At 53.7% G+C, this 24,716-nt stretch carries 20 protein-coding genes; 10 read left to right on the forward strand and 10 right to left on the reverse strand.

All coding sequences use genetic code 11. The features are described from left to right. Window positions 1–5: 5 nt before the first annotated feature. Both ACQE32_RS10920 and ACQE32_RS10925 read left to right on the forward strand, forming a co-directional pair. Entirely contained in the window at window positions 6–1,058 is a 1,053-nt protein-coding gene (locus ACQE32_RS10920) for a fimbrial protein (RefSeq protein ID WP_427021775.1), read from the forward strand. A 115-nt stretch (window positions 1,059–1,173) separates the two neighbouring features. Beyond that, window positions 1,174–4,284: an autotransporter outer membrane beta-barrel domain-containing protein gene (locus tag ACQE32_RS10925; RefSeq protein ID WP_426973789.1), complete on the forward strand. Its 3,111-nt coding sequence runs from the start codon at window positions 1,174–1,176 to the stop codon at window positions 4,282–4,284. A gap of 85 nt (window positions 4,285–4,369) precedes the next feature. Here the strand turns inward: ACQE32_RS10925 and mnmE are convergent, their stop codons facing one another. From mnmE to rpmH, 5 genes are all read right to left on the reverse strand, one after another. Beyond that, complete coding sequence (gene mnmE, locus ACQE32_RS10930; RefSeq protein ID WP_426973790.1) at window positions 4,370–5,734, reverse strand: tRNA uridine-5-carboxymethylaminomethyl(34) synthesis GTPase MnmE; 1,365 nt, start codon at window positions 5,732–5,734, stop codon at window positions 4,370–4,372. A gap of 118 nt (window positions 5,735–5,852) precedes the next feature. Beyond that, window positions 5,853–7,496 carry a membrane protein insertase YidC gene (gene yidC / locus ACQE32_RS10935; RefSeq protein WP_426973791.1) on the reverse strand — a complete coding sequence of 548 codons (1,644 nt, stop codon included), beginning with the start codon at window positions 7,494–7,496 and terminating at the stop codon, window positions 5,853–5,855. Window positions 7,497–7,498: 2 nt separating this feature from the next. Next, window positions 7,499–7,756 carry a membrane protein insertion efficiency factor YidD gene (gene yidD, locus ACQE32_RS10940; RefSeq protein WP_085069137.1) on the reverse strand — a complete coding sequence of 86 codons (258 nt, stop codon included), beginning with the start codon at window positions 7,754–7,756 and terminating at the stop codon, window positions 7,499–7,501. Then, on the reverse strand, window positions 7,720–8,079 hold the full coding sequence (rnpA, locus tag ACQE32_RS10945) for a ribonuclease P protein component (protein ID WP_038629327.1): 360 nt from the start codon (window positions 8,077–8,079) through the stop codon (window positions 7,720–7,722). Before rnpA ends, yidD begins: the two co-directional genes overlap by 37 nt. 16 nt (window positions 8,080–8,095) lie before the next feature. Continuing rightward, a complete protein-coding gene (rpmH, locus tag ACQE32_RS10950; RefSeq protein ID WP_003849659.1) occupies window positions 8,096–8,236 on the reverse strand; it encodes a 50S ribosomal protein L34 in 141 nt (46 codons plus the stop codon). 596 nt (window positions 8,237–8,832) lie between these two features. On the opposite strand from rpmH, the gene dnaA reads away from it, so the two are divergent. The 6 genes from dnaA to ACQE32_RS10980 all read left to right on the forward strand — a co-directional run bounded on the left by dnaA (window position 8,833) and on the right by ACQE32_RS10980 (window position 17,322). Then, a complete protein-coding gene (gene dnaA / locus ACQE32_RS10955; protein ID WP_249892761.1) occupies window positions 8,833–10,233 on the forward strand; it encodes a chromosomal replication initiator protein DnaA in 1,401 nt (466 codons plus the stop codon). 4 nt (window positions 10,234–10,237) lie between these two features. Then, complete coding sequence (gene dnaN, locus ACQE32_RS10960; RefSeq protein WP_085069133.1) at window positions 10,238–11,338, forward strand: DNA polymerase III subunit beta; 1,101 nt, start codon at window positions 10,238–10,240, stop codon at window positions 11,336–11,338. Window positions 11,339–11,586: 248 nt separating this feature from the next. Further along, on the forward strand, window positions 11,587–12,672 hold the full coding sequence (gene recF, locus ACQE32_RS10965; RefSeq protein ID WP_085069131.1) for a DNA replication/repair protein RecF: 1,086 nt from the start codon (window positions 11,587–11,589) through the stop codon (window positions 12,670–12,672). Window positions 12,673–12,689: 17 nt separating this feature from the next. Beyond that, a complete protein-coding gene (gene gyrB, locus ACQE32_RS10970; RefSeq protein WP_426973793.1) occupies window positions 12,690–15,098 on the forward strand; it encodes a DNA topoisomerase (ATP-hydrolyzing) subunit B in 2,409 nt (802 codons plus the stop codon). A gap of 145 nt (window positions 15,099–15,243) precedes the next feature. Then, complete coding sequence (gene yidA / locus ACQE32_RS10975) at window positions 15,244–16,053, forward strand: sugar-phosphatase (protein ID WP_426973794.1); 810 nt, start codon at window positions 15,244–15,246, stop codon at window positions 16,051–16,053. 3 nt (window positions 16,054–16,056) lie between these two features. Continuing rightward, window positions 16,057–17,322 carry a DUF3748 domain-containing protein gene (locus ACQE32_RS10980; RefSeq protein WP_427021776.1) on the forward strand — a complete coding sequence of 422 codons (1,266 nt, stop codon included), beginning with the start codon at window positions 16,057–16,059 and terminating at the stop codon, window positions 17,320–17,322. On the opposite strand, the gene ACQE32_RS10985 is transcribed toward ACQE32_RS10980, so the two are convergent. Beyond that, window positions 17,303–17,671 carry a YceK/YidQ family lipoprotein gene (locus ACQE32_RS10985; protein ID WP_427021777.1) on the reverse strand — a complete coding sequence of 123 codons (369 nt, stop codon included), beginning with the start codon at window positions 17,669–17,671 and terminating at the stop codon, window positions 17,303–17,305. The genes ACQE32_RS10980 and ACQE32_RS10985 overlap by 20 nt on opposite strands. A gap of 308 nt (window positions 17,672–17,979) precedes the next feature. On the opposite strand from ACQE32_RS10985, the gene ibpA reads away from it, so the two are divergent. Next, window positions 17,980–18,396 (forward strand): small heat shock chaperone IbpA, encoded by a 417-nt coding sequence (gene ibpA, locus ACQE32_RS10990; RefSeq protein ID WP_085069121.1) that lies wholly within the window; start codon window positions 17,980–17,982, stop codon window positions 18,394–18,396. A 57-nt stretch (window positions 18,397–18,453) separates the two neighbouring features. Here the strand turns inward: ibpA and ACQE32_RS10995 are convergent, their stop codons facing one another. Both ACQE32_RS10995 and ACQE32_RS11000 read right to left on the reverse strand, forming a co-directional pair. Then, window positions 18,454–19,368, reverse strand: coding sequence for an EamA family transporter (locus tag ACQE32_RS10995; protein ID WP_426973797.1), 915 nt, complete (start codon window positions 19,366–19,368; stop codon window positions 18,454–18,456). Between the two features lie 128 nt (window positions 19,369–19,496). Further along, window positions 19,497–20,753 carry a valine--pyruvate transaminase gene (locus ACQE32_RS11000; protein ID WP_426973798.1) on the reverse strand — a complete coding sequence of 419 codons (1,257 nt, stop codon included), beginning with the start codon at window positions 20,751–20,753 and terminating at the stop codon, window positions 19,497–19,499. A gap of 314 nt (window positions 20,754–21,067) precedes the next feature. On the opposite strand from ACQE32_RS11000, the gene ACQE32_RS11005 reads away from it, so the two are divergent. Further along, on the forward strand, window positions 21,068–22,276 hold the full coding sequence (locus ACQE32_RS11005; protein ID WP_426981447.1) for an aldose 1-epimerase family protein: 1,209 nt from the start codon (window positions 21,068–21,070) through the stop codon (window positions 22,274–22,276). A gap of 51 nt (window positions 22,277–22,327) precedes the next feature. Here ACQE32_RS11005 and ghrB read toward each other — a convergent pair whose 3' ends face one another. Both ghrB and ACQE32_RS11015 read right to left on the reverse strand, forming a co-directional pair. Then, a complete protein-coding gene (ghrB, locus tag ACQE32_RS11010; protein WP_426981446.1) occupies window positions 22,328–23,302 on the reverse strand; it encodes a glyoxylate/hydroxypyruvate reductase GhrB in 975 nt (324 codons plus the stop codon). 91 nt (window positions 23,303–23,393) lie between these two features. After that, the gene (locus ACQE32_RS11015; protein ID WP_427021778.1) at window positions 23,394–24,680 is read right to left on the reverse strand and encodes an MFS transporter; all 1,287 of its coding nucleotides are present in this window, start codon (window positions 24,678–24,680) and stop codon (window positions 23,394–23,396) included. Window positions 24,681–24,716: the final 36 nt, after the last annotated feature.

The raw sequence follows: 24,716 nt of genomic DNA on the forward strand, positions 1-24,716 counted from the left end.
AAATCATGAATGACCTGATAAAAAAAGGCTCGCGCAATACTGGATATGTAATTTTACTGGCGGCCTCCGGTTTTATTTGCCATACAAGCTATGCCACAACCGTGCGCTGCGCGCCTGACTCTAATACCTCTAATAATGTTTTCGCCTTTGATTTTAATAAGCTCCCCAACCAGATACCTAACAAGGTGCCCATAGGGACAACGATTTATGATGTCACTATGAACCTGGATTTGTGGTGTGCCAAAGAGCTTAATACGGGCACCATAATCGCAGGGCCAGAAAAAGCAAAAATATATATCAATCGGGGAAATACCACAAATGCGTTAGGAAACAAAAGCGGATTAACATTCTTTGTCACGATTAATGGCGAAAGGGATGCCGTCAGTAAAAGTTATGACAGTGGCTACTCTACCGATAAAGTTTTTGTGCCGGGCATTTCCACCTCAAACTATACAAAAATCAGCGTTCCGGTGCGTGTTGAGCTGGTAAAAACAGGTGAGAGCATGGCTATCTCTCCGTTTCGCAATGATGTAAGCCTGTTTTCTATTGGCGATGCGGGTTATGGTTATATACATTATTGGGCCACCAATGTCAGAAAGCTCTCTTTCTCTGAATATACCTGCAATACAACCACACCAAATATCTATCAAACGTTGCCGGGTCTGAATGTTGCTGAGCTACCGCAAAGTGGCCGGGCAGATAATCATGTCACCGATTTTTCAGTTTCACTGCAATGTAACGGAAATATATGGAGTACGCTTTCCATTAATATGGCTTTCAGCGGTACGCCGGTGGCAGGGTTAGAAAGAAATGGCGTTTATCCCTTTTTTAATCGTGCCGGAAGCATGGCGGAAGGTATTGGATTTCAGATCCTGCATCAGGATAGTACAGGCGCTTTTGTTGAAAGTGAAAATAATGCGTGGTTTAAAATAGGCAGCTTTTCATCAAGCTCTCATGTATTAACAGTTCCTTTAAGAGCTGCCTATTACCGAACAAAGGAAAAAGTGACGCCGGGAGAATTAACAGGAACGGTAACTTACACTATCAATTATATGTAATGGTAAGAAATAGTGGCTTGACTTTTATTATTGCCAGGCGCGAAGATCGCTATCGTTTGAAAAAGACGCATTTTTAATTGCTTTTTAATATATGGAAAAACACAAAGGAATGACTATGAGCAGAAATTATTTGCGTTGCTTTCCTTTTATCGGTGATGGCACTGGCAATGTTTGCCTGCTGCTCACACTACTGCCTTTTTCAGCCAGTAGCGTTTCACCCTGGCATGAAAACAGCGGGCACCGCACAGATGTCACCTCAGGTTACGCCACGTATGAGCCGGGAACATATCCGCTGCATGTCTCTGGTGCCGGCAGCGAACTGGTCGTTAACCCTGCTTTGCGCTTTTATAGCGAAGCCACCTCAGCGGCTCTGGTGGAAAACAAGGGCACGCTGACCATCAACGGGGCCAGCTTTGAAAATAACGCCGCAGCTTATCCCGCGCTTAATGTCTCATCAGGTTATCTTGATATGGCTAACAGCAGTATTCGCACCTGGCAAAGCGGCTCCCATGGTGTGGTTGCCAATGGTCGCTCGGTAGTGAATATCAGGAATACCGATATTACGCTGTCCGGAACCAACGGTTACGGCGTCGAGGTACGTGATAACTCCTCTCTGATCGCCGATGGATTAAATGTCAATGTGAAGGGCAAATCCGTTTCGGCAGGCGTGACGTTAAACGGCGCGGACGCGACGGCCAGAATTACCAATAGTCAGTTTAATCTTGACGGTGGTTCGGTGAGCTATGGCATCCAACAAAATCTTGGCGAATTGATTGCCGACGGGGTAACCATCATCGCCAAAGGCCAAAGCGGCGGCGTACGTATTGGCGACTGGGGGCCTTTGACCCGCACAACACTGGCAAACAGTTATATCCAGGTTGAAAATGAGTACGCTCTGCTGATTCGTAATTCTCTGTCGACGCTGAATAACGTTGATGTGATTGCCACCGGCGATAATGTTCGGGCATTAGATATTAATCAGAACGCCAGCGTGATTGCTGACGGCGGCAGCTATACCACTTTTGGTAAATACGCTGATGCCGTCTGGCTACCGAATCAGGACACGCAGTTAACGATCAGTAATGCTTCGCTGAAAACTTCTGGCGATGCCTCTATTGCGTTGAATGCGCTGGCGGGAACAGCGAAGGCGAAGAACGTGACGTTAACCACCTCCGGCGTCGGAAGCTACGCTATCTATACAACAAACCAGGTGGCCGGTAAAAATCTCTCTATTAAAACCAGCGGCGAACGTGGCTGGGGCGCTATCAGCGCCAGGGGCGGTCAGCTTGATATCGCCAACAGTACAATTACTACTCAGGGCGCTTCCGCTTCCGGTATTGGGGCTTTTAGCCAGGCGAGGGTACAGGGCAGCAGAATAAAGGTGATGACGCACGGCAAGGATGCCAGCGCTTTGTTCACGCAGGCAGCCAGCCTTAACATTGATAATAGTACCCTAATCAGCGCAGGAAATGCGCCAGTGCTGACAGTGAAAAGCGAGGCTACCGCCAGCAGTGGTTCTTCAACGCAGCTTAGTCAGGTTCGGCTGGATAACGTCAGGCTGATCGGCGTGAAGCAGGAAGCGATCAACGTCAAGGCGGCCCGTCTTCACATGCAGGCCAGCAATGGCGCTTATTTGCAGGGCGGCAACCAACAGTTGTTAAAGGTGGTTACGGTTAACGACGCCAAAAAAGGCACCGTTACCGCTTCCCATGTTGAACTGGAAGCAAGCAACAGAACCCTGCTGAATGGTGATGTAAAGGTCGATCCCGGCAGCACCGCCTCGCTGATATTACGGGATCAATCACAGCTTACCGGCGCGGTTAATAATGCGGATATCGCCGTTTATTCTCAGAGCCTCTGGCGCATACCGCGCGCCTCTTCAGTACAGAATATTATCAATCAGGGCACCGTGGCCTTTAAACAGGGCGTTGTTAACCATGATCTGGTTGTCGCCGGTAACTATGCTGGTAATAACGGCGCGCTGATTTTTAATACGCGTCTGGGGAACGATAGCTCAGCGACCAACAGGCTGATCGTCCAGGGTAATACCTCGGGATCAACCCAGGTCAGGGTGCTTAACGCGGGCGGCGTCGGCGCTAAAACACTTCATGGAATTAAGCTGATTGAGGTTAACGGTTTGTCTGCCGGTGAGTTTGTACAACAGGGAAGAGTTGTTGCCGGTGCTTACGAGTATCAGCTGGGGCGGGGCACAGGTGCCAGTGCCGGTAACTGGTATCTCATGAACCATGCTGCTGATAAAGCGCCGGTGTTTCGCCCTGAAGTAGGCGGTTATATCGCTAACAGCGCAGCCGCCGCCACCTTATTTAATCTTAGTCTTTACGATCGTCTGGGTAACCGCAGCCTGAGCGAGAGCGACCAGCAACGCGGCAGCAGCCTGTGGCTACGTCAGACCGCAGGCCACAATCGTGCTTACAGCGCGGATACGCTGGAAGCGCAGGGCAATCGCTATAGCGTACAGTTAGGCGGCGATCTCTGGCAGATGACGGCAGATACGGGACGACTGCATATTGGGCCGATGCTGGGCTATGGCCGTCAGGCGACCAATATCCGTTCAACCCTGAGCGGCTACACCGCGAATAGCGCTATTTCCGGCTACAGTCTGGGCGCATATGCCACCTGGTTTGCTGACCAGAACAGCGATAGCGGACTGTGGCTGGATAGCTGGCTGCAATATAACTGGTTTACCGGCAATGTGGCGGGAGAAGGGCTGCGAACTGAAAACTACCATATGCAGGGTATTAGCGCTTCGCTGGAAGGTGGGTATGCATGGAAGGCGCTGGAGCGGCAGGGCGATAACCAACGTCGCTACGCTTTTTACTTGCAACCGCATGCGCAGCTTATTTTCAACGGCCTGAAATCCGTACGTTTAACGGAGCAGAACGGTACCCGCATCACCAATAAAAATAATAATTTTATCAGCCGCATTGGGATGCGTGGCTGGATAACGGAATCAAAACAGCCCGGCGAAAGCGATCTGAGGCCCTATGTTGAGCTTAACTGGCTGCGTAACAGCGATCCTTATCAGGTGAGGCTGAATCAGCTCAAGGTACAGCAAAACAGCGGGCGCAATGTGGCGGAGCTTAAAACCGGCGTAGAAGGGAAAGTGAGTGATAACTTACAGCTTAACGGCAGCATTGCCTTGCAGCAGGGGCGTTATCACTATCAGGACGCCAGCCTGATGCTGGGCGCAAAGTATAGCTTCTGATGATGTTGCCATAACAAGAGGCCGGGCAGGTTACTGCGTCGGCCTCTTTTTGGTTACTGAGTTCTGGCTACCTTCAGCGGCGCGCTTATTTACCTATACAGAAGCTGGAGAAGATGCGGCCCAGCAGATCGTCAGAGGTAAACTCGCCGGTGATTTCACTCAGCGCCTGTTGTGCCAGACGCAGCTCCTCCGCCAGCAGCTCGCCCGCCCAGGCACCCAGCAGCTGTGCTTTGCCCTGCTGTAAGTGAGTATCCGCTATCTCCAGAGCCTGGAGATGACGGCGGCGTGCCAGGAAACCACCTTCCATATTATCGTTAAAGCCCATGCTCTGTTTCAGGTGATCGCGCAGCACATCAACCCCTTCACCAGTACGGGCGGAAAGGCGAATAAGTGAGTGACCATTTACTTCTGTCAGGCCCAGGATTTCGCCGGTTACATCAGCCTTATTGCGTACTATGGTAATCGGTAGCGACGATGGCAGACGGGCAATAAAATCGGGCCAGATCGCCGCAGGCTCGGTAGCCTCGGTGGTTGTGCCATCTACCATAAACAAAACGCGATCCGCCTGTTCAATCTCCTGCCATGCCCGCTCAATACCGATACGTTCCACTTCATCGCTGGCATCGCGTAAACCGGCGGTATCAATGATGTGCAGCGGCATCCCATCGATATGGATATGTTCGCGCAGCACGTCACGCGTGGTGCCGGCAATATCGGTCACGATAGCGGCTTCGCGTCCGGCCAGCGCATTTAACAGGCTCGATTTACCGGCATTAGGACGCCCGGCAATCACCACCTTCATCCCTTCACGCAGCAGGCTGCCCTGGCGCGCTTCCGCACGTACCGCGTTCAGGTCCTGCATCACGGCGTTTAGCTGCGCTTCAATTTTTCCATCGGAAAGGAAATCAATCTCTTCGTCCGGGAAGTCGATAGCCGCTTCTACATAGATTCGCAGGTGAGTAAGTGCTTCCACAAGATGATTAACACGCGTGGAAAAAGCGCCCTGTAAGGAATTCAACGCCGAGCGGGCAGCCTGTTCTGAACTGGCATCAATCAGGTCGGCTATTGCCTCGGCCTGCGCCAGGTCCAGCTTGTCGTTCAGAAACGCGCGTTCAGAGAATTCGCCAGGATTGGCGATGCGCACGCCGGGCAACGCAGCAATGCGTTTTAACAGCAGATCGAGGATAACCGGGCCGCCATGCCCCTGTAGCTCCAGTACATCTTCACCGGTAAAGGAGTGGGGGCCGGGGAACCAGAGCGCAATGCCCTGATCGAGCGTGCTGCCATCTGCGGCCTTAAACGGCAGATAATCAGCGTAGCGCGGTTTCGGCAGTTTACCCAACAGCTGTTGGGCAACCTCTGCCGCTTTGCTGCCGGAAATACGCAGAATACCCACGCCGCCACGTCCTGGCGGTGTGGCCTGGGCGACAATGGTATCGCTGTGGCTCATGGAAACTCTCTCAATACGGTAATAACATTCATTATGATGACCGGACGGCAACAAATAAACAGGGGCGGTAAAATCCGCCCCTGTTAGGTACTGCCTGAAACTGAATTAATTCAGGCCGTTACGCTTTCGTCTTGTCGCGGCTGTGCAGACCACGTTTTTCCAGTCCGCGGTAAATCACCTGCTGCTGGATAATGGTTACCAGGTTGCTGACGATGTAGTACAGCACCAGACCTGACGGGAACCACAGGAAGAACACCGTAAAGATGACCGGCATAAAGGTCATGATCTTCTGCTGCATCGGATCGGTGACGGTGGTCGGCGACATCTTCTGAATGAAGAACATCGTTACGCCCATCAGGATCGGCAGAATATAGTACGGGTCCTGTGCAGAGAGGTCATGGATCCACAATGCGAACGGCGCATGACGCAGCTCTACCGAGCCCATCAGCATGTAATAAAGCGCAAGGAAGATCGGCATCTGGATAACCAGAGGCAGACAGCCGCCCAGCGGGTTAACCTTCTCTGACTTATACAGCGCCATCATTTCCTGACTCATACGCTGCTTGTCGTCACCTAAACGCTCACGCATCGCCTGAATTTTCGGCTGCAGCATGCGCATCTTCGCCATCGAGGTGTACTGCGCTTTGGTCAGCGGGTACATGATGCCGCGTACGATAAAGGTGATAACGATAATCGAGAAGCCCCAGTTACCGATAAAGCTGTGCAGGAACTTCAGCAGCTTAAACAGCGGCTGAGAGATAAACCACAGCCAGCCGTAGTCAACGGTCAGGTCAAGATGGGGAGCAATCGCCGCCATTTTGTCCTGAATTTCCGGGCCAACCCACAGCGTAGCGGCCAGCGTCTGCTGGCTGCCTGGCGCAACCGCTACTGGCGCGGATTTATAGCCTACTGCCGCCAGGCCATTGCCCAGGTTGCTGGTATAGAGCGTATTCGCACCGGCGGTACGCGGTACCCATGCGGTCGCAAAATATTGCTGCAGCATGGCAACCCAGCCGTTGGTGGTAGTAGCGCTCAGGTTTTCGTTGTCCGCGATAGTGTCGAAATTGTACTTCTCATATTTACTGTCGCTGGTGGAGTACGCCGCGCCACGGAAAGTATGCAAAGCAAAGTTATTGCTGCCGGTATCACGATGCTTCGGCAGTTCAATCGTCTGCTTCAGCTGACCAAACATCGCCACTTCCAGCGGCTGCTGTGAGGTGTTGTTGATCTGATACTCAACGTTGATGGCATACTCGCCGCGCTTCAGCACAAACGTCTTGGTATAAACAACGCCGTTCTCTGCGGTGAAGGTCATCGGGATACGCAGTTCGCTCTGACCGTCAGTGAGCTGGAAGCTATCCTGAGTGGTGTTATACAGCGGACGCGCGCCGTTATTTGGATTATCCGGCCCGTTTCTGCCGGTCAGGCCACTCTGCGCCTGGTACAGGAAGGCAGGAGTGGTTTCCAGCAGTTGGAAAGGCTGAGAAGAGCCCAGTTTATCCGGGTAAGTCAGCAGCTGCGCCTGTTCCACATCGCCACCACGGGTGTTGATGTGCAAAGACAGGACATCAGTCTTAACGGTGATCGTTTTGCCCTGACCGCTGGCAGGCACACCCTGGTTAGCGGCATCACCGGCTACTGTCGTGTTTTGCGTGGTCTGAGTCTGCTGCGGCTGCGGAGCGTGGTCCGTTTGCCAGGCTTGCCAGATCATGAAAGACACGAACAGAAAAGCGATGAGAAAAAGATTGCGTTGCGAATCCATCGTTAATGTTCTCTGTTATCGTCGGTTTTTGGCGGCACCGGATCGTCACCACCCGGGTTTAAAGGGTGGCATTTTAATACGCGTTTAACCGTCAACCAACTGCCTTTTATCATTCCGAACCTGCGCAATGCTTCAACTCCATATTGCGAGCAGGTCGGGTTAAAACGGCAGTGTGGTCCCAAAAGAGGGCTAATGACGCGTTGATAAACGCGGATCAGCCCAATCAGGAGCCGCGCGCCAGGCGACAGTGACGACGCCATAATTTCTCCAACGCTTCCATTAGCGCACGGTTATCGAGGTCAGCGACCCCTTTCTTGGCCACGACCACAAAATCCATTGCAGGGAGTTCGTGTTGGCGTAGGCGAAAGCTTTCGCGGGTCAATCGCTTGATCCGGTTACGCTCATGCGCACGCTTAACATTTTTTTTCGCGACGGTAAGACCGATACGGGGATGCCCCAGCGAATTAAGGCGGCCGAGTATGGTAATTTGCGGCGTGCCAGCCCGTTGTGGCTGCTGGAAGACGAAAGTGAAATGAGTGGGAGTTAGCAAACGTAACTCCCTGGGAAATGCGAGCTTAACCACTTATGGGTTAGCTTTATTACTTGGAAACGGTCAGACGAGAACGGCCTTTAGCACGACGACGTGCCAGAACCTGACGACCATTTTTAGTTGCCATACGAGCACGGAAGCCGTGAGAACGGTTGCGCTTCAGTACGGACGGTTGAAAAGTGCGTTTCATGGCGATTTCTACCTAAACTTGAAAAATTTCACGTGGTGACGCGTACCCGTTTCAGTAAAACGACCGACGCCTCAGTGTATCTTTAATAAAGAGGCGGGATTGTAATAATTGTACAGTCCCGAGTCAATTTACTTCGCTTATTGCGCGCGCCTGCTGCCCGAATCGACCTGCAAATCCTGTCGAAATCGACAAGGCGCATCACGCCGGGACGAGAATTATACGGAGTCCATAATAAAGCGCAAGGATCGCACGGGATCTTCTGCCGATCGTTTGCAGTAACGTTGCGATAATAACGTGACGGTTGCCAGAAATTTGCATCAAGGAGCGCGATCCCGGCATGTGTTTCACTCAGCCTGGAGTAAACTTAGCCTCGTTTAATGCCTGTGGATAAAATGGATCAAAACTGTGTAGAAAGTGAAGATCTCTGTCTCGCTTTGCGCTATGATCCGCCCTTCCGCTAACGATCCTCTCTGCGATCGGGATCGGAGCAACCGCGGACAGCGGTTCGTATGTCTGTCACTGGCATACGTCAACAATGATGATTGATCTGTTTCAGCGCCTATTTTCTTATCGATTTTGTTCGAGTGGAGTCCGCCGTGTCACTTTCGCTTTGGCAACAGTGTCTTGCCCGTTTGCAGGATGAGCTACCTGCCACTGAATTCAGCATGTGGATCCGTCCGCTACAGGCTGAACTGAACGACAATACGCTGGCCTTATATGCCCCGAATCGGTTCGTACTCGACTGGGTAAGAGATAAATATCTCCATAATATCAATGCCCTGCTTAATGACTTCTGCGGCACCGAAGCGCCGCAGCTGCGTTTTGAGGTGGGCAGCAAGCCGGTGGTACAGACGATGCCGCAGGCGAGCATGACCAGCGCCAGCGTGGCGGCGCCAGTGATGGCAAGCATACCGCCAACGGCGCCAGCGGCACGTCCCAGTTGGGACAGCGTGCCTGCGCCCGCTGAGCGCTCCTGGCGCTCAAACGTTAACGCCAAACATAACTTTGATAACTTCGTCGAAGGTAAGTCGAACCAGTTGGCGCGCGCGGCGGCGCGTCAGGTTGCCGATAACCCCGGCGGCGCCTATAACCCGCTCTTTCTGTATGGCGGCACCGGCCTTGGTAAAACCCACCTGTTACATGCGGTCGGCAACGGCATCATTGCCCGTAAACCCAATGCAAAAGTGGTTTACATGCATTCAGAGCGTTTTGTGCAGGACATGGTAAAAGCGTTGCAGAATAACGCGATCGAAGAGTTCAAACGCTATTACCGTTCGGTGGATGCGCTGCTTATCGATGATATTCAGTTCTTTGCCAATAAAGAGCGTTCGCAGGAAGAGTTTTTTCATACCTTCAATGCGCTGCTGGAAGGCAATCAGCAAATTATTTTAACCTCAGACCGCTATCCCAAAGAGATCAATGGTGTGGAAGATCGCCTGAAATCACGCTTTGGCTGGGGCCTGACGGTTGCCATCGAACCGCCGGAACTGGAAACGCGCGTCGCGATCCTGATGAAAAAGGCGGATGAAAACGATATTCGTCTGCCGGGCGAGGTCGCCTTCTTTATTGCCAAGCGCCTGCGCTCTAACGTGCGTGAGCTGGAAGGGGCGCTGAACCGTGTGATTGCCAACGCCAACTTTACCGGCCGCGCCATTACCATTGATTTTGTGCGCGAAGCGCTGCGCGATCTGCTGGCGCTGCAGGAAAAGCTGGTCACCATCGACAATATCCAAAAAACGGTGGCGGAATATTACAAAATCAAAGTGGCCGATCTGCTCTCTAAACGTCGTTCGCGCTCGGTTGCGCGTCCGCGTCAGATGGCGATGGCGATGGCAAAAGAGCTTACCAACCACAGCCTGCCGGAAATCGGTGATGCTTTCGGGGGTCGCGACCATACTACCGTGCTGCATGCCTGCCGTAAAATCGAGCAGCTACGTGAAGAAAGTCACGACATTAAAGAAGATTTTTCAAATTTAATCAGAACATTATCTTCCTGACGCTATGAAATTTATTGTAGAACGCGAGCAATTACTTAAACCGCTACAGCAGGTGAGCGGTCCGTTAGGTGGCCGTCCGACGCTGCCCATCCTTGGCAACCTGCTGCTGCAGGTGAATGATGGCAGTCTGTTGCTGACCGGTACTGATTTAGAAATGGAAATGGTGGCGCGCGTAGCATTAACGCAGCCGCACGAACCGGGCGCTACTACCGTACCGGCGCGTAAATTTTTAGATATTTGCCGTGGCCTGCCGGAAGGCGCGGAGATCAGCGTAGTGCTGGAAGGCGACAGAATGCTGGTGCGCTCCGGGCGCAGCCGCTTTTCGCTCTCTACGCTGCCTGCCAGCGACTTCCCGAATCTTGATGACTGGCAGAGCGATGTTGAATTTACCCTGCCGCAGGCGACGCTGAAACGTCTGATTGAGGCGACGCAGTTCTCCATGGCGCATCAGGATGTGCGTTATTACCTTAACGGCATGCTGTTTGAAACCGAAGGGGAAGAGCTGCGCACCGTGGCGACTGATGGCCATCGCCTGGCGGTCTGCTCTATGCCGGTCGGCCAGTCGCTGCCGAATCATTCGGTGATTGTGCCGCGTAAAGGGGTTTCCGAGCTGGTACGCCTGCTGGACGGTGGCGATACGCCGCTGCAAATCCAGATCGGCAGTAGCAATATTCGCGCGCACGTCGGCGATTTTATCTTTACCTCCAAGCTGGTTGATGGCCGTTTCCCGGACTATCGTCGCGTGTTGCCGAAAAACCCGGATAAAACGCTGGAAGCGGGCTGCGATCTGCTGAAGCAGGCGTTTGCGCGCGCCGCTATCTTATCCAATGAAAAATTCCGCGGTGTGCGACTCTATATCAGCCAGAACCAGCTGAAAATTACGGCGAACAATCCGGAGCAGGAAGAAGCGGAAGAGATTCTGGACGTTACCTACGGCGGCAGCGATCTGGAAATCGGTTTTAACGTTAGCTATGTGCTGGACGTGCTTAACGCGTTGAAATGCGAAAATGTGCGTCTGCTGCTGACAGACTCCGTCTCCAGCGTACAGATTGAGGATGAGGCCAGCCAGAGCGCTGCGTATGTTGTGATGCCGATGCGTCTCTAGTTAACCCGGCGCGCTGGAGCAGGTTATCCAGCGGCCAGATTAACCGTTCAGGCACAAGGAAACAGAGGCTGGAATAATTCGCTCAGAGCGTGTTTTTCCCGCTGCCAAAGCGGCTCCAGCCCTTGTAAAATGCCGGATCATCCCCATATTCTGTAGATAAGTAAGCCTTTGCTTATTGCCTGTGCGCTAAGCAAAGTCAGCCTTGAGATAAGGCTGCCTGCTGTCACTCCATCTCTTTGGATTATTTCATGGCTTTAACCCGCCTGCTGATTAAAGACTTCCGTAATATCGAGCAAGCCGACCTGGCGCTGGCGCCGGGCTTCAATTTTTTGATTGGCGCAAACGGCAGCGGTAAAACCAGCGTGCTGGAGGCCATCTACACGCTGGGGCACGGGCGCGCGTTTCGCAGCCTGCAGGCGGGCCGCATTATTCGCCATGAGCAGGACGCGTTTGTCCTGCATGGTCGGATTGACGGCACCGAGCGGGAAACGGCGGTGGGCCTGACAAAAAACCGTGCCGGCGACAGCAAGGTGCGTATTGACGGCAGCGATGGTCATAAAGTTGCCGAGCTGGCGCAGCTGCTGCCGATGCAGTTGATTACGCCGGAGGGCTTTACGCTGCTGAACGGCGGGCCGAAATACCGTCGCGCCTACGTTGACTGGGGCTGTTTTCACAACACGCCCGGCTTTTTTCTGGCGTGGAGCAATCTGAAGCGCTTGCTCAAGCAGCGTAATGCCGCGCTGCGTCAGGTGTCGCGCTACCAGCAAATTGAACCCTGGGATCGTGAACTGGCGCCGCTGGCGGAACAGATTAGCCGCTGGCGCGCGGAGTACAGCACGGCGATAGCGGCGGATATTACCGCCACCTGCAGCCAGTTTTTACCGGAGTTTGCGCTGGATTTCTCTTTTCAGCGCGGCTGGGACAAAGAGAGCGACTACGCCGAACTGCTGGAGCGGCAGTTTGAGCGCGACCGGGCGCTGACCTATACCGCCAGCGGTCCCCATAAGGCCGATTTTCGTATTCGCGCCGAGGGGACGCCGGTTGAAGATTTACTGTCTCGCGGACAGCTGAAATTACTGATGTGCGCGCTGCGTCTGGCCCAGGGTGAGTTTCTTACCCGGCAAAACGGACGCCGCTGCCTCTACCTGATCGATGATTTTGCCTCCGAGCTGGATGAGAGCCGTCGCCGCCTGCTGGCGGACCGGCTTAAAGCCACGCATGCCCAGGTTTTTGTTAGTGCTATTGGTGCCGATCATGTCATCGATATGACTGACGAAAAGGGCAAGATGTTCCGCGTAGAACAGGGTAAAATAGCGGTTCAACCTGAAGATTAAATGAGCGAGAAACGTTGATGTCGAATTCTTATGACTCCTCAAGTATCAAAGTCCTGAAAGGACTTGATGCGGTACGCAAACGCCCGGGAATGTATATCGGCGATACGGATGACGGCACCGGTCTGCATCACATGGTATTCGAGGTCGTGGATAACGCCATCGACGAAGCGCTCGCAGGCCACTGTAAAGAGATCACCGTTACCATCCATGCTGATAATTCCGTTTCGGTGCAGGATGATGGCCGTGGCATTCCTACCGGGATCCACCCGGAGGAAGGCGTTTCGGCAGCGGAAGTGATCATGACCGTCCTGCACGCGGGCGGTAAGTTTGATGACAACTCCTACAAAGTCTCCGGCGGCCTGCATGGCGTGGGCGTTTCGGTAGTTAACGCGCTTTCTGAAAAGCTGGAACTGACCATTCGTCGCGAAGGTAAAGTGCATCAGCAGACCTATGTGCACGGCGTGCCGCAGGCACCGCTGGCGGTCACAGGCGAAACCGATTTGACCGGTACGCGCGTGCGTTTCTGGCCAAGCCATCAGACCTTTACCAACGTTGTGGAATTCGAATATGAAATCCTGGCCAAGCGTCTGCGCGAGCTGTCGTTCCTGAACTCCGGCGTGTCTATCCGTCTGGAAGACAAACGCACGGATAAAAGCGATCACTATCATTACGAAGGCGGTATCAAGGCCTTTGTTGAATACCTGAACAAAAACAAAACGCCTATCCATCCCAACGTGTTCTACTTCTCTACCGAGAAGGATGGCATCGGCGTGGAAGTGGCGCTGCAGTGGAACGACGGTTTCCAGGAAAACATCTACTGCTTCACCAACAACATTCCGCAGCGCGACGGCGGTACGCACCTGGCGGGCTTTCGTGCGGCGATGACGCGTACGCTGAATGCCTATATGGATAAAGAAGGCTACAGCAAGAAAGCGAAAGTTAGCGCCACCGGCGACGATGCGCGTGAAGGCCTGATTGCGGTAGTCTCCGTGAAGGTGCCGGATCCGAAATTCTCCTCTCAGACCAAAGATAAACTGGTCTCTTCCGAGGTGAAATCGGCAGTTGAATCGCAGATGAACGAGCTGCTGGCGGAATACCTGCTGGAAAACCCCTCCGATGCGAAAATCGTCGTTGGCAAAATTATCGATGCGGCGCGCGCGCGCGAAGCGGCACGTCGTGCACGTGAAATGACCCGTCGTAAAGGCGCACTGGATCTGGCCGGTCTGCCGGGCAAACTGGCCGACTGTCAGGAGCGCGATCCGGCGCACTCAGAAATTTACCTGGTGGAGGGTGACTCCGCAGGCGGTTCAGCCAAGCAGGGTCGTAACCGTAAGAACCAGGCGATTCTGCCGCTGAAGGGTAAAATCCTGAACGTAGAGAAAGCGCGCTTCGATAAGATGCTCGCTTCGCAGGAAGTGGCAACGCTGATCACTGCGCTGGGCTGCGGCATTGGCCGTGACGAATATAACCCGGACAAGCTGCGTTATCACAGCATCATTATCATGACCGATGCGGACGTCGACGGCTCGCACATTCGTACGCTGCTGTTGACCTTCTTCTATCGTCAGATGCCGGAAATCATTGAGCGCGGCCACGTTTATATTGCGCAGCCGCCGCTGTACAAGGTGAAAAAAGGCAAGCAGGAGCAGTACATCAAAGATGATGAGGCGATGGATCAGTATCAGATCGCCATTGCGCTGGATGGCGCAACGCTTCATACCAATGCCAGCGCCCCTGCGCTGGGTGGCGAGCCGCTGGAAAGTCTGGTTTCCGAGTACAACAGCACGCAGCGCATGATCAAGCGTATGGAGCGTCGTTTCCCGATGGCGCTGCTTAAATCGCTGGTTTACCATCCGACGCTGGAAAGCCTGGATAACCAACAGACGGTCACCGAGTGGATCGATACGCTGGTTGCCCGGCTGAATGAAACAGAGACGCACGGCAGCACCTATGTTGCCAGCGTACGCGAAAACCGCGAACTGAATATTTTTGAGCCGGTACTGCGTGTGCGTACGCATGGCGTGGATACTGACTATCCGCTGGATAGCGAATTTATTCAGGGCCCGGAATATCGCAAAATCTGTACGCTGGGCATGAAACTGCGCGGTCTGTTGGAAGAAGATGCCTATATCGAACGCGGCGAACGTCGTCAGCCGGTAGAGAGCTTCGAACAGGCGCTGGAGTGGCTGGTAAAAGAGTCGCGTCGCGGCCTGTCAGTACAGCGTTATAAAGGTCTGGGCGAGATGAACCCGGAGCAGCTGTGGGAAACCACTATGGATCCGGATAGCCGTCGCATGCTGCGCGTAACCATTAAAGACGCGATTGCCGCCGATCAGCTGTTTACCACGCTGATGGGCGATGCGGTTGAGCCGCGCCGCGCCTTTATTGAAGAAAACGCCTTGAAAGCGGCCAATATCGATATTTAACCGGCTTAGCGTTTTCAGCAGCCTGACGCCAGTCCTTGTGACTGGCGTTTTTTTTATCTGGCGCGTCCTAAGTTTGCGTCATACTGGTCATTGTGAACTGGATCGCGCTAGCATTAAACCAAACCGAAAAACGAACGAGGACGTTATGGCGATAAAACTGATTGCAATTGATATGGACGGCACGCTGCTTAATCCCCAACACCAGATTACGCCGCGCGTTAAGCAGGCTATCGGGCAGGCGCGTGATAAAGGCGTGCATATCGTGCTGACCACCGGACGTCCTTATATCGGCGTGGAACGCTACCTGATGGAGCTGGATTTGCAGCAGGAAGGCCAGTATTGCATCACCAATAACGGCGCGCTGGTCCAGCGGGCGGTAAATGGCGATTGCGTCGCAGAAACCACCCTCTCGTTTGACGATTATCTGAAGTTTGAACAGCTGGCGCGTGAGCTGGGCGTGCATTTTCAGGCGCTGGATAAATCCTCGCTGTATACCCCGAACAAAGACATCAGCGAATACACCATTCATGAAGCGTATTTAACCGGAATTCCGGTGCGCTATCGCGCGGTAGAGGAGATGGCGCGTTCGCTCACCTTCCCGAAACTGATGATGATCGATCATCCCGAACTGTTGGATGCGGCGATTGCCCGCCTGCCGCAAGAAGCGCAGCAGAATTACACCATCATGAAAAGCGCGCCTTATTATCTTGAAATCCTCCATCCGAAGGTCAATAAAGGCACCGGCGTGCATGCGCTGGCGCAGCAGCTACATCTGGCGCAGCATGAAGTAATGGCTATCGGCGATCAGGAAAACGACCTGGCAATGATTGAATATGCAGGTACCGGCGTGGCGATGGGCAATGCGATCGACTCGGTGATCGCTATTAGCCAGTTTGTCACTAAAACCAATGCGGAAGATGGCGTGGCGCACGCTATCGAAAAATTTGTGCTGTAAGCCATGGAAAAACAGATAACTCATGCGGCGCGCAATCATCAGTTGACCAATACCAACGTCTGGACCGCCGACAGTCAATGGCTGGCTTATGATGTGCGCCCTTCCGGTGCCTCTTTTACCGGCTTAACCATTGAGCGCGTGAATGTAGCCAGCGGGGCGACGGAAATCCTCTATCAGGCTCGGGACGGCGCTCACGTTGGCGTGGTTACCGTTAGCCCCGATATGCCGCCGCGCTATGCCTGCATTCATGGGCCGGAGCATCCGGACGCAGGCTGGCGCTATGATTTTCATCACCGCCGTGGCGTGATTATTCAAAACGGCAAGGCGGAAAATCTGGACGCCTGTGATATTACGCCGCCCTTCACGCCCGGCGCGCTGCGCGGCGGCTCGCATGTTCACGTTTTTAGCCCGGACGGCAGCCGGATCAGCTTTACCTATAACGATCATGTGATGCACGAATGGGACAGCAAAGAGGATTTGCGTAACGTCGGGATTGCCGTACCGCTGCATGCGGTTTGTCCTGTGAAACAGCATCCGCGTGAGTATGATGGCAGCCACTTTTGCGTGCTGGTCAGCAAAACCACCTCCACGCCAAAGCCCGGCAGCGATGAGATCAATCGCGCTTATGAAGAAGGCTGGATCGGCCAGCAGGGCTATCTGCGGGCGGATGGCTGTCGTCAGCGCTGGGCGCTTGCTTTTATTGGCGATACGCGGGCCATCGATGGCAGCACGGTGCCGGAAGTATTTATTGTCGATCTGCCGGAGAAGCTGAATGATTACGCTCAGCCGGGCGATGCACCGCTGGAAGGCACCGAAACCAGCTTGCCTGCGCCGCCACGCGGTGTCGTTCAACGCCGCTTAACCTTTACGCATCAGCGCCGTTTCCCTGGGCTGGCGATAACCCCGCGTCACTGGCTACGTAGCGCGCCGGATGGCAGTGAAATTGCCTGTTTAATGCGTGATGACCAGGGCGTGGTACAGCTATGGGGCATCCCGACCAGCCACGGCGAACCGCGCCAGATCACGCACGGCGAGTATGATATTCAGTCAGCGTTTAGCTGGCATCCCGATGGCGATCGGCTGGCTTTTATCTGCGATAACAGCGTAATGGTGTGCGAGCGCAACAGCGGAAAGATGCGGCGTCTGACGCCACGAAGTGAAACGCCGCCTTCAGGCGATGCGGTGGTGTTTTCGCCCGATGGCCGCCAGGTCGCCTTTATGCGTGACCTGGACGGCTACCGGCAAATTTTTACGGTTGCGTTGAGTTAATTGCCAACGGCGCGGCTGCTGCCAGATGTTCCTGGGTATGCGCCAGCTTCTCTGCTTCTATAACGCGCGCGCGCGGTGAATCGATGGATGGACTATCGTCAGCGTGCATATAGTCCCAGGGCAGCAGGAGGGTATCCAGCACGGCTGAGAAAGGGAGATCCACCAGTGCCAGCGGCTTCAGCGCCCAGCTGCTTTGATCGTCGGTCAACATTTCCGCGCTGGCGCGGGTGCCGGGATAATAGCCCTGACTGGCGCCGGTGTGTGACATCATGCTGGAGCAGCCGGAGGTGCCGACCGATAGGCTACAGGCCAGAAGCCCTGCTAAACGGTATTTCATTATCGCTTTCATCTTTTTATCCCTTCAGCCATAGCAGATTGCCTGACTGAGTTTCATTATCTGCGACGAGGAAAATCCCGGTCACTCTGTGGTGACTCTCGTCTGGATGTATGACGACATTTTCCCCTGAGTGTATGACATTCTCTGGTGTTTGCTTAAAAAAATCGCAAAACCCCCCTTGAAAGATAGTTAGCTATCCCCATTTTTTTATTACGGTCAGCGCGGCATTCGCCGAATGGGTTTGCCAGCGTGACCAGATAGCCTGTCCATCGTGGAAGGCTACGTTTAACCTACTCGCTGAAAATCAGGAGCTTTGTATTATGCGTAACTTTGACCTTTCTCCGCTCTATCGTTCATCTATTGGTTTTGATCGCCTGTTCAATCTGCTGGAGTCTAACCAGAACCAAAGCAACGGCGGTTACCCTCCGTACAACGTAGAGCTGGTGGCGGAAAACCATTACCGCATCACGATTGCCGTAGCGGGTTTCGCACAGAACGAACTGGATATTACCGCACATGACAATATGTTGATTGTGCGTGGCGCACATCCTGAAGATCAAAACGAGCGTAAATATCTCTATCAGGGGATTGCTGAACGTAATTTCGAACGTAAATTCCAGCTGGCTGATCACATTGTGGTACGCGACGCCCGCCTGGAAAACGGCTTGTTGTACATCGATCTGGAACGCATCGTGCCGGAAGAGATGAAACCACGCCGTATCGAAATCCTGAGCTAATAAGCAAACCTGACGCCGCGGAAACGCGGCGTTGTTGTATTTGCACACTGCAAAACATTAATCACGCTGCGCATGCACCGTACGCAGCGGCGTTAAGCGCCCGCCGAAAATATTAACCACCAGACCGACCACAATGATCATGGCTCCAGCAATCTGACGCATAGAGAGCGTCTCTCCCAGCAGCAGCGCCGCGCTAAGAATGCCTACCACCGGCACCAGTAGCGAGAGCGGCGCTACGCGCCAGGTTTCATAACGGCTCAGCAGCGTGCCCCAAATGCCGTAGCCTATAATAGTGGCGATAAATGCCAGATAAACCAACGCCAGCACCGTTTGTAGCTGGATATGCACCAGGCTGTGCATAATCGCAGCCTGACCTTCGAACAGCCATGAGCAAAGCAGAAAAGGCCCCACGGGGATCAGGGCGCTCCAGACCACCAGTGACATAATGGGTACGTTACCGTTACGCATAATGACCTTATTGGTGATATTGCCCATGCCCCAACAGAGCGCGGCGGCCAGCGTCAGTAACATCGTGGTTACCGTCACGCCGGTGGCGGCCTGAACGCCATGCGCGGTCGTGGCTAACAAAAATATGCCGCCTGAAGCGATAACCATGCCGGCAATATGATGCCAGCGCAGTTTATCCGCCAGCAGCAGCGCGCCAAGCAGTAGAGTGAAAAAGGCCTGAGCCTGAAGCACCAGTGAAGCCAGTCCGGCAGGCATGCCAAGCTTGATAGCTAAAAACAGAAAGGCGAACTGTCCGAAGCTGATGGTAATTCCGTAGAGTGCCAGCCAGCGCAGCGGAACTTTAGGGGGACGCACAAAAAAGATAGCGGGCAGCGCGACCAGCGCGAAGCGCAGGGCTGCCAGCAGAAACGGCGGCATATCATGCAGCCCGACTTTGATGACTACAAAGTTAACGCCCCAGGCGACAACAACACAAAGTGCCAGCAACAGATCTTTTACGGACATTGCCTCTCCCACTATCCATAGTTAATGAATTGTTAATTAACTTACTCGTATAGCTGACTGTTTGCTATACAGAGTTTGTAGCCATAAGGGAGAGGTATGGCTGATAAGGTAGAGCGCGGTGGCCGCTATTACAGCGCCCGCTCACTCCAGGCGCGATCCATCTCTTCAGCAAGAATTTTTACGGCCCGCTCAATTTTCTCACCATCCGGAACATAGTTCATGCGCATACACTGGTGCATATGCGGCCAGTCATGCGCCAGGCCAGGGAAAAAGAAGTGGCCGGGCACCATTAGCACGCCCCGCTGTTTCAGGCGCTGATAGAGCAGCTCGGTGGTGATGGGCAGGTCCTTAAACCACAGCCAGAGGAAGATAGCGCCTTCCGGCTTATGGATCAGGCAGCGATCTTCCGGCAGATAGCGACGAATGATGCTGATGGTTTCCCGCACCCGTTGCTGGTAGAAGGGTTTGATAACCGTTTCCGACAGCCGCAGCAGATCGCCGCGCTGGATCATTTCTGTGGCGATGGCGGGGCCAACGCTGCCCGGTGCCAGGCTGATAATGCCGTTCATATTACTGATGGCGTCAATTACCTTTTCATCCGCCACGATAATCCCGCAGCGTGCGCCCGGCAGGCCCAGTTTCGACAGGCTCATGCAGAGAATAATATTGGGGTTCCACAGCGGACGCGCCTCGCTGAAAATAATGCCGGGAAAAGGCAGACCGTAGGCGTTATCAATCAACAGGGGAATATCATGCTGCTGCGCCAGCATATCCAGATGCAGCAACTCCTCATCGGTAATGACATTGCCGGTAGGGTTGGTAGGGCGCGAAACGCAAATCAGACCCACTTCATCGGTAATTGACAAATGGTCGAAATCGACGTGATATTTAAACTGGCCTTCCGGAAGCAGTTCAATATTAGGCCGGGCGGCCATAAACAGATCTTCATCCAGTCCCGCGTCGGCATAACCCAGGTATTCTGGCGTCAGCGGAAACAGAACGCGCTTTTTGATGCCGTCAGCACGGCGTCCGGCGTACAGATTAAACAGATAGAAGAAGGCGCTCTGGCTGCCGTTAGTCAGGGCGATATTTTTGGGTGAAATTTGCCAGCCCAGCTCTTCGCGCAGCAACGCTGCCAGCGCCTCCAGCAGCAGCGTTTTGCCGCGCGGGCCATCATAATTGCATAGCGCCTCGGTGAGTTTTCCCTCCTGGTGCATCTGCAGCAGCAGCTGATGAAAATAATCATCCATTGCCGGGATCTGCGCCGGATTACCGCCGCCAAGCATTACCGCGCCAGGCGTGCGCAACCCTTCATCCATGTCTTCCATTAAACGTGCAATGCCGGTATGGCGGGTAAATTTGTCACCGAAGAGAGAGAAGCTCATAGCTGTAAATCAATTGTGATAGGCAGTGTGGGTCTACCTTACCGTCAGGTGAATGCCGATGCAAACGGCTTACCTGACCGATACAGCAACGAAGCCGATGGTGTTAGCTGAAACGTATCAGGTTGCTTCATGCACAGATCACATTTTTTATTCTCTTAACTGCAACAAAATCACTAAACATGCGTTAACAATCTCATTTTTTGACTGATACAGCGGATAAAACGCTGTCGGTGACTGTCATCACTGTTTTTCATATCTTCCGTTTGTAACCTGCTGGCTGTTTGGCTAAATCAATTCAGCTAAAGGATGAAGAAATGAAAAAAACTCTGGCGGCAATGACGGTATCAATGCTGTTTTCCACACCTGTTCTGGCCCAGTCATGGTTGCTGACGGATGCTGAAAGCGGCATGGATAAAGGCAACTGGTCTATCAGCAGTCAACAGCTGAAGCTGGAAGGGCAACCCTTCAGCATTGAGCAAAAAGTTCTGCATGGCGGCAAGCAGGAGGGTACAAAAGTGATTACCCTGCGCAGCGATAATGGGCTGACTATCGCCCTTAGCCCCAGCCGCGGGATGGATCTGCTACATGTTAATGGACACGGCGTGCGTATGGGCTGGGATTCGCCGGTAGATGAGGTGGTCAATCCCGCTTATATTAACCTGGAAAGCCGCAATGGCCTGGGCTGGCTTGATGGCTTTAACGAAATGATGGTGCGCTGCGGCTTTGAATGGACCGGTCATCCGGTAAGCAAGGACGGCATGCTCTATACGCTGCACGGCAAAGCGGGAAATACGCCTGCATCACGAGTTGAGATCGTTGTTGATGATCATGCGCCACATGAAATCCGTATTCGCGGCCTGCTAAAAGAGCACACCTTTAAAAAAGCGAACTTCAGCACCTGGACAGAGCTGCGCTATATCCCTGGCAGCGACAGCTTTACCATTCATGATGAGCTGACCAATCAAAGCGACTATCCGCAGGATTACCAAATCATCTATCACAGCAACTTCGGCACGCCAATTCTGGAAAAAGATGCCCGCTTTATTGCGCCAGTGAAAAGTGTCTCTCCCTTTAATGATTATGCGAAGCAGGGGCTGAAAAACTGGAACACCTACGACGCGCCGACCAGGGGATTTGATGAGATGGTATTCAACCTGATGCCGCTGGCAGATGCGCAAGGCAAAACGGTGGCGGCGGTTATCAACAGTAAAGGCGATAAGGGCGCGGCCATTGAGTTTGATACCCATCAACTGCCGTTGCTGACGTTGTGGAAAAACACCGATACCCTGAAACAGGGTTACGTTACCGGTATTGAACCCGGCACCAACTATGCCTATCCGGTCACCATTGAGAAAGAGCAGGGACGGGTAAAACAGCTTCAGCCGGGGCAAACTCAGGCCTTCACCCTGACCTATACGCTGCTGAAAGATGCGCAGGCGGTGCAAAAAGTAGAGCAGCGGGTTAAAACGTTACAGGGCGATAACGCACCGCAGCTGGAAGAGAAACCGCTGGCAGTGGAATAAATATGTTGCAAGCGATCGCATGGGGCGATCGCTTTTACTGGAGCGGCTCGCTTAGCGCAGCACCTGCGGATTAACGCAGTTCTTTTCCACCTTGCCCGCCAGCGCGGCGATCAGGTTTTCTACCGCATCACGTGCCATGCCGTAGCGGGTTTCATGCGTTGCAGAGCCAATATGTGGTAGCGCCACGACGTTGGGCAGTTTCAGCAGTTCTGAATCGGCTGGCAGCGGTTCCTGTTCAAACACATCCAGTCCGGCAGCATGAATGGTTTTATCTTTCAGGGCCGCAATCAACGCCTGCTCATCCACTACCGGTCCACGGCCCGCATTAATTAAAATGGCGCTCGGCTTCATTTTTGCCAACTGTTCCCGGCCAATCATATGGTGCGTTTGTTCGGTCAACGGCAGGCTAATACACAGAAAATCGCACTCCTGCAGCAGTGTATCAAGATCGCAATATTGCGCGTTAAAGCGTGTTTCAGCGTCTTCATGATGTCTGCGGGCGTTATACAGAATCGGCATGCCGAAGCCATGATGCGCGCGCTGCGCCAGCGCCAGGCCAATGCGGCCCATGCCCAGAATACCCATCTTTTTGTGGTGCACATCGATGCCAAACCAGTCCGGCCCGATGCTGCGTTGCCACTCACCGGCCTTAACCCGCCCGGCGACTTCCACCACACGACGGGCGCTGCTTAACACTAATGCCATTATGGTGTCGGCGACGGTCTCCGTCAGCACGGTTGGCGTATGCATCAGCACAATGCCGCGCTGGTTCAACGCATCAACGTCGAAATTGTCATAGCCTACGGAAATCGTCGAGGCGGCGCGCAGCTTCGGCATTTTCTGCAGCAGCGCGTCATCCACTTTACAACTGGAACCGATAATGCCCTCCGCACGGGCAAACAGATCCGCATGTTCATCTACGATTTCCGGCGTCAGGCCTTTAATGGTGGTTACGGTAAAGTGCGCATCAAGACGGGCACGTAAATCATCAGGCAACGTTTTGTACAACACCACTTCAGGCTTCATATCAGACTCCATCCGCCGGTCAGGCGGTAAAACGAAAAGGATTGATTGGTGGTTTGAGGCCGGGCGAGCCCGGCCTTTACGCACGGGCTAATCAGGCGTGCCTGGCCGTGCGCCCGGACGAGGGGGAGCGTTTGTTCTCCGCCGGTTTAACGATCAACGTCAGGAATACCGCCACCAGCAGCGCCACGCCCATGAAGATATAGGATGCCGCCGGGCTACCGGTTGCACCGTTAAGGTAGCCGACGATCCATGAACCCAAAAACGAACCGAGCGCGCCCATGCTGTTGATTAGCGCCATCGCGCCGCCCGCCACGTTACGCGGCAGCATTTCAGGAATAATGGCGAAGAAGGGGCCGTAAGGCGCATACATTGCCGCACCGGCAATCACCAGCAGGCTGTAAGAGAGCCAGAAGTTACTGGAGCCGACCAGCCATGAGCCAAGGAATGCCAGCGCGCCGATCAGCAGCAAAGGCCAAACGAACAGTTTACGGTTTTGCATCCGGTCAGAAGCCCACGACACCACAATCATCGCAATCGTCGCCGCCAGGTATGGCACGGCAGAGAGCCAGCCCGCTTCAACCATGCCCATTTCGGTACCGTTGCGTAAAATTGACGGCAGCCACAGCACAAAGCCATACACGCCGATGCTCCAGGCGAAATATTGCATACAAAGGATAATCACATTGCGCGATTTAAACGCTTCACGATAGTTGCGTACCGCTTTGATCCCTTCCTGCTCTTTACGCAGTTGCTCCTGTAGCGCAGCTTTTTCCTCTTCGCTCAGCCAGCTTGCCTGAGAGGGTTTATCCTGCACCAAAAACCACCAGCACACCGCCCACAGCACCGCCGGCAGCCCTTCAATAATAAACATCTCGCGCCAGCCGAAGGCGTTGATCAGATAGCCAGAGACCACCGACATCCACAGCACGGTCACCGGATTACCCAGGATCAAAAAGGTGTTAGCACGCGAGCGCTCCGACTTGGTAAACCAGTTGCTGATATAAATCAGCATTGCTGGCATTACTGCTGCTTCCACCACGCCCAGCGTAAAGCGGATTGCCGCCAGCATCGGGATATTGCTCACCACACCGGTCAGCGAGGCACAAAGCCCCCACAGAATCAGGCACCAGAACACCAGCTTTTTCACGCTGCGACGTTCAGCGTACACGGCGCCGGGGATCTGGAAGAAAAAGTAGCCCAGGAAGAACAGCGCGCCCAACAGGGAGGACATCCCCTTGGTAATGCCTAAATCTTCATTAATACCGGCTGCCGAGGCGAAGCTAAAGTTTGCACGATCGAGGTACGCCAGGCTGTAGGTGATAAAAATGATGGGGATGATATACCACCAGCGTTTCGGCGCGATTGTATGCTTGGTCATGAGCTTATCCTCTGTTGAGGCGCATATTCTGATGAC

Origin of the sequence: Pantoea sp. FN0302 (assembly GCF_050113775.1) — a bacterium.
In the GTDB taxonomy this organism is placed as follows: domain Bacteria; phylum Pseudomonadota; class Gammaproteobacteria; order Enterobacterales; family Enterobacteriaceae; genus Mixta; species Mixta alhagi.

What these genes read in the sequence shown, in the direction of transcription:
- ACQE32_RS10980 (WP_427021776.1), top strand. Translation starts at nt 16,057, where the DNA reads ATGGAAAAACAGATAACTCATGCGGCGCGCAATCATCAGTTGACCAAT.
- ACQE32_RS10925 (WP_426973789.1), top strand. Translation starts at nt 1,174, where the DNA reads ATGAGCAGAAATTATTTGCGTTGCTTTCCTTTTATCGGTGATGGCACT.
- ACQE32_RS10995 (WP_426973797.1), bottom strand. Translation starts at nt 19,368, where the DNA reads ATGTCCGTAAAAGATCTGTTGCTGGCACTTTGTGTTGTTGTCGCCTGG.
- ACQE32_RS10985 (WP_427021777.1), bottom strand. Translation starts at nt 17,671, where the DNA reads ATGAAAGCGATAATGAAATACCGTTTAGCAGGGCTTCTGGCCTGTAGC.
- yidA (WP_426973794.1), top strand. Translation starts at nt 15,244, where the DNA reads ATGGCGATAAAACTGATTGCAATTGATATGGACGGCACGCTGCTTAAT.
- rpmH (WP_003849659.1), bottom strand. Translation starts at nt 8,236, where the DNA reads ATGAAACGCACTTTTCAACCGTCCGTACTGAAGCGCAACCGTTCTCAC.
- ACQE32_RS11000 (WP_426973798.1), bottom strand. Translation starts at nt 20,753, where the DNA reads ATGAGCTTCTCTCTCTTCGGTGACAAATTTACCCGCCATACCGGCATT.
- yidD (WP_085069137.1), bottom strand. Translation starts at nt 7,756, where the DNA reads ATGGCGTCGTCACTGTCGCCTGGCGCGCGGCTCCTGATTGGGCTGATC.
- recF (WP_085069131.1), top strand. Translation starts at nt 11,587, where the DNA reads ATGGCTTTAACCCGCCTGCTGATTAAAGACTTCCGTAATATCGAGCAA.
- ACQE32_RS11015 (WP_427021778.1), bottom strand. Translation starts at nt 24,680, where the DNA reads ATGACCAAGCATACAATCGCGCCGAAACGCTGGTGGTATATCATCCCC.
- gyrB (WP_426973793.1), top strand. Translation starts at nt 12,690, where the DNA reads ATGTCGAATTCTTATGACTCCTCAAGTATCAAAGTCCTGAAAGGACTT.
- dnaN (WP_085069133.1), top strand. Translation starts at nt 10,238, where the DNA reads ATGAAATTTATTGTAGAACGCGAGCAATTACTTAAACCGCTACAGCAG.
- ACQE32_RS10920 (WP_427021775.1), top strand. Translation starts at nt 6, where the DNA reads ATGAATGACCTGATAAAAAAAGGCTCGCGCAATACTGGATATGTAATT.
- ibpA (WP_085069121.1), top strand. Translation starts at nt 17,980, where the DNA reads ATGCGTAACTTTGACCTTTCTCCGCTCTATCGTTCATCTATTGGTTTT.
- yidC (WP_426973791.1), bottom strand. Translation starts at nt 7,496, where the DNA reads ATGGATTCGCAACGCAATCTTTTTCTCATCGCTTTTCTGTTCGTGTCT.
- mnmE (WP_426973790.1), bottom strand. Translation starts at nt 5,734, where the DNA reads ATGAGCCACAGCGATACCATTGTCGCCCAGGCCACACCGCCAGGACGT.
- ghrB (WP_426981446.1), bottom strand. Translation starts at nt 23,302, where the DNA reads ATGAAGCCTGAAGTGGTGTTGTACAAAACGTTGCCTGATGATTTACGT.
- ACQE32_RS11005 (WP_426981447.1), top strand. Translation starts at nt 21,068, where the DNA reads ATGAAAAAAACTCTGGCGGCAATGACGGTATCAATGCTGTTTTCCACA.